Genomic DNA, 5,003 nt, shown 5'->3' with positions numbered 1-5,003 from the left:
AAAATAGCGGCGCAAATCAACGCGGTACCTGGTATGAAAGCCGTGCTCACCCGTCGCGGCGACTATTACGTAAACCTCAATAAGCGCTCGGAGATCGCTCGCGAAAATCAAGCGCACTTGTTGGTCTCCGTGCACGCCGATGCGTTTAACTCACCTAAGCCTCGGGGGGGATCGGTGTTTGTGCTCAATACAAAGCGCGCGAACTCTGAAATTGCTCGTTGGGTTGAAAACCACGAAGAGCAGTCGCAGTTGCTAGGGGGAGCCGGCGAAGTGTTGGCAAAGAACAACAGCGATCGCAATGTAAGCCAAACCTTGCTTGATCTTCAGTTTAGCCACTCCCAGAAAGAGGGCTATAAGGTCGCGACCAATATTCTGTCTGAAATGACCAAGGCGGGCGTGCACTTGCACAAGAAAGATCCCGTCAATGCGAGCTTGGCAGTATTGAAATCCCCCGACATTCCTTCGGTATTGGTCGAGACGGGCTTTATCTCAAACCCGACAGAAGAAAAATTGCTGTTCCAACGCAGCCACCAAGACAAACTGGCCCGAGCACTGGCGAAAGCGATCGTCCAATATTTTGAATCGAACCCTCCAGAAGGAACGTTATTTGCCAATCGCGGGAAAGCGATTAAGCATAAGGTCTCGCGCGGTGAATCTTTGTCGGTGATAGCGAAACGTTATGGCACTACCACTCAAGCCATCATGCAGGCCAACAAGCTAAAGAGCACCAGTTTGGCGGTGGGGCAGAGTTTAACCATCCCTGGCGCGACATCGGCGGTGGCAGTGCCGAAGATCAGTAATCCGGTCGAGACGGAAACCCTGATACATGAAGTTCAGAGGGGCGAATATCTGGGTAAGATTGCAGAGCATTACAAAGTCTCGGTAGCGGATATCCGACGCGAGAACAATTTGACATCGGACGTGCTTAAGCTGGGACAAAAACTCAAAATTACTGTGACGATGAAAGATAAGCCACTGCGTAAACACACCGTCAAGCGCGGCGAATTTTTGGGTAAAATCGCCAGCCAGTATGACGTCAGTGTGAGCAGTATTCGCAGCGCCAATAACTTGCGCTCCGATCAGCTTGCGATTGGTCAGGTACTGATCATCCCCAATAAATAAACGTGGGTAGCCTGAATGACGATTAAAATTCTTCCCGCGCGTTTAGCCAACCAAATTGCTGCCGGAGAGGTGGTGGAACGCCCTGCGTCCGTGGTGAAAGAGTTGGTGGAAAATAGCCTCGACTCGGGCGCTAGCCGCATTGATATTGATATCGAAAAGGGCGGCGCTAAACTGATCCGTGTTCGTGACAATGGTAGCGGGATTGAAAAAGACGAGTTGGGTCTCGCGCTCAGTCGCCATGCGACCTCGAAAATTCACACCTTGGACGATTTGGAAGCCATCATGAGCTTGGGCTTTCGCGGTGAAGCGTTAGCGAGTATTAGCTCTGTTGCTCGTTTGACATTGACATCGCGTACAGCGACGCAAGATGCTGCGTGGTCAGCGTACAGCGAAGGGCGTGATATGGCCGTTAAGATTCAACCGGCTGCGCACCCGATTGGCACGACAGTCGAAGTCTTAGATCTGTTTTTCAATACCCCCGCGCGTCGCAAGTTTCTTCGTACCGAGAAAACGGAGTTTACCCATATCGATGAGCTGCTCAAACGCATCGCGCTGAGCCGTTTTGATGTCTCGATCAACTTGCGCCACAACGGAAAGTTGGTTAAACAATACCGAGCCGCGAAAACAGAGTCGCAAGCGGAAAAGCGTATAGCAGCGGTCTGTGGTAGCGGTTTTGTCCGCCACATGCTGAAAATTGAGCTGGAGCACCAAGGACTCAAACTGCATGGCTGGGTCACGACGCCACAAGGCGCGCGTGCACAAAGCGATCTGCAATATTGCTACGTCAATGGGCGCATGATGCGCGATAAACTCATCAATCATGCGATTCGTCAAAGCTACGAAACCAGCTTGAAGCCTGAACAATTTGCGGCGTATGTGCTCTTTATCGAGCTCGATCCGCATCATGTCGACGTCAATGTTCATCCTGCTAAGCATGAAGTGCGCTTTCATCAAGCGCGCTTGGTGCATGACTTTATCTATCAAGCCCTCACGGATGCCCTTGCTCAGGGAGCGCACATTGATAAGCCTGAACAGAGCCAGTCGGCGTTTCATGATGATCACACTCCACCTATTGACGCTGCCGAGCACGTCCCTGCCTATCCAGGTCGCGCTGACTATGTGAAAGCCGAGCCTACCGCTCGCAATGAGAGCCGCGTTAATGAGCGAGAGGTGTCTCACTCCTGGGTACAAAGTCGCAGCGAACACGCTCGCAGTGGTCAGGCGCGCGGCGAGAAGATGGAGTCCGCGCCTTCTCAGGCGGAGCTCAGGGTTTATCAAACCTTACTCTCTGCAACAGAGGATGAATCTGCGACAACAGAAAAGGCGACCAAAGAAACCCAGAACTCTCACGCGCGCTCAACGTCATTTAGTGAGGAACCACCGAGCGATGAAGCGCTGACCCACGAGGAGTCAGCCCCGATCGTACAAGCCACATCGATAGTCGCTTTAGGGAAAGCCATCAGCATTGTTGCAGGGCAGTACGTGTTAATGGCAGATAAGTCGCACTCTCAGTTGGTCTCTTTGGCGAGAGCTGAGTGGTGGCGAATCAATGGTCAGTTGAATACCAAGCTAGGTCCACTGACCAGTCAGCCGTTGTTGGTCCCCCTCTCGCTTAAGCTCGAAAGCCCATTGTTGGAAAGTGCTGAGCGATATAACGAACTTTTGCTGCGTTTGGGTATCCAACTTAAGCCAAGAGGTCAGCAAGGACTCTTGGTAATGGGCGTACCGCAACCGCTTCGTCAGCAAAATCTGCAACAATTGCTGTCAGATCTGTTATCTTACGCGGCCACTTATTCCGCGCAGGCGTTAGATGAGCCGGCACTGGTGAGATGGTTAACCAATAAGATTACTCAAACAAAAAGCGACTACACTTTATCGGAAGCGATACACATCATCGCAGAACTCGAGCAGTTATGGCACGGTCAGTTGCCACTCGATGATCGACAATTTGTTCGTCCCGTAGACTACTCTGCTACCATTGCAGCAATGACATTATGAATGACCAATTACCCCTTGCTCTGTTTTTGATGGGCCCAACCGCTTCAGGCAAAACAGAGCTCGCGATTCGATTACGCCAGCGATTTCCCGTTGAGATCATTTCGGTCGACTCCGCACTGATCTATCGAGGCATGGACATAGGCACCGCCAAGCCCGACGCGCGCGAGCAAAGCCTTGCTCCTCATCGTTTGATCGATATTTTGGACCCAAGTGAATCCTATTCGGCCGCTGATTTTCGGCGAGATGCGCTTAACGAGATGCACAAGATTGTCGCCGATGGCAAGATCCCTTTGCTGGTGGGCGGTACCATGCTGTATTACAAAGCACTACTGGAAGGTTTGTCGCCTTTGCCAGCAGCGGATCCGGATATTCGGCGCACTATTGAGCAGGAAGCGCAAACTCAAGGGTGGGAGGCGCTGCACGATCAACTTAAGGCCATTGATCCTGTTTCGGCTGAGAGAATCCACCCAAATGATCCACAAAGATTGTCGCGGGCATTGGAAGTTTTTCGAATTTCAGGTAAAACTCTTACTGAGCTGACTCAAACGAAAGGAGAAGCACTCCCATTTCGTGTGAAGCAGTTCGCAATCGCACCCAAGGAAAGGGCTGAGCTCCATCGACGAATTGAGCTACGTTTTGACAAAATGATCGACGCTGGGTTTTTAGAAGAAATGCGCTCGCTATATGCGCGCGAGGATCTTCACCCTGATCTGCCATCGATTCGTTGTGTCGGCTATCGTCAGATGTGGGACTACTTGGATGGGCAATGTACGTTGGATGAGGCTATATTTAAAGGCGTCTGTGCAACCCGTCAATTGGCCAAGCGGCAGATCACCTGGTTACGCAGCTGGGATGATTTAACTTGGTTGGATAGTGAGAACATTGACCAAGCGTTGGAAACTGTTTCAAATGCCATAGCATCGGAAGGTTTTAGCTGTGTATAATGTGATCGCTTTTGCGTGAATGTGCTCTGTAAAAGATCTGTGACTTGAAATTTGATCGTAAAGTCGTCATAACAGTGAGGGACAGGGTGTTTTTTATTCATTTAGCTCAGATGCAAAGGTCGCACCTATTTTTACGCGCACCACTAGCTAAATAACTAGAACAAAATTACAAAATAAGGAAAATAAAAATGGCTAAGGGGCAATCTCTTCAAGACCCATTCTTAAATGCATTACGTCGCGAGCGTATTCCAGTCTCTATCTACCTAGTAAACGGAATTAAACTACAAGGTCAGATCGAATCTTTCGACCAATTTGTTATCTTGTTGAAAAACACAGTAAACCAAATGGTCTACAAACACGCTATCTCAACGGTTGTGCCTGCGCGTGCAGTAAGCCACCACAGTGGTGAACGCCCTCAAGGTGACCGTCCTCAAGGTGGCGAGCGTTCTCAAGAGAAATCTGACGATTAATTTTCTCTACGCACACACATTACTGTTAAGGAGTTGATTGCTTGTTTGACCGTTATGAAGCCGGTGAGCGAGCCGTACTTGTTCATATCAACTTTACGCAAGAAGGGGAGTGGGAAGATCTCAGCGAATTCGAAATGCTTGTATCTTCAGCTGGAGTCAACGCGTTACAAGTCGTAACCGGGAGCAGACAGTCACCACACCCCAAATACTACGTCGGAGAGGGTAAAGCCCAAGAGATTGCGCAAGCTGTGCAGTTGAATGGGGCAGATATCGTGATTTTCAATCACGCCCTCTCTCCTGCCCAAGAACGTAACCTCGAAAAGCTGTGTCAATGTCGAGTATTGGACCGTACGGGTTTGATCTTAGATATTTTTGCTCAGCGCGCTCGTACTCACGAAGGCAAGTTGCAAGTGGAACTGGCGCAGTTGCGTCATATCTCAACGCGACTGATTCGAGGTTGGACTCACCT

General features: G+C 50.2%; 5 protein-coding genes. All 5 read left to right on the top strand.

Annotated features, from left to right (window positions below; all coding sequences use genetic code 11):
• The coding region (locus AC6R03_RS05760) for a LysM peptidoglycan-binding domain-containing protein (protein WP_500653645.1) at window positions 1-1,122 on the top strand (1,122 nt) is incomplete at its 5' end.
• A 15-nt stretch (window positions 1,123-1,137) separates the two neighbouring features.
• Entirely contained in the window at window positions 1,138-3,120 is a 1,983-nt protein-coding gene (mutL, locus tag AC6R03_RS05755) for a DNA mismatch repair endonuclease MutL (protein WP_500631042.1), read from the top strand.
• Window positions 3,117-4,064 carry a tRNA (adenosine(37)-N6)-dimethylallyltransferase MiaA gene (miaA, locus tag AC6R03_RS05750; protein ID WP_487903611.1) on the top strand — a complete coding sequence of 316 codons (948 nt, stop codon included), beginning with the start codon at window positions 3,117-3,119 and terminating at the stop codon, window positions 4,062-4,064. The genes mutL and miaA overlap by 4 nt, the downstream gene beginning before the upstream one ends.
• A gap of 188 nt (window positions 4,065-4,252) precedes the next feature.
• Complete coding sequence (gene hfq / locus AC6R03_RS05745; protein ID WP_334555714.1) at window positions 4,253-4,534, top strand: RNA chaperone Hfq; 282 nt, start codon at window positions 4,253-4,255, stop codon at window positions 4,532-4,534.
• 41 nt (window positions 4,535-4,575) lie between these two features.
• On the top strand, window positions 4,576-5,003 hold a 428-nt coding region (locus AC6R03_RS05740), incomplete at its 3' end, for an HflX-like GTP-binding protein (protein ID WP_500653644.1).

Source organism: Vibrio sp. R10-SG-ISO4, assembly GCF_059834135.1.
The sequence above is the reverse complement of the archived record's forward strand: the minus strand, read 5'-3'. Positions and strand labels throughout refer to the sequence as shown.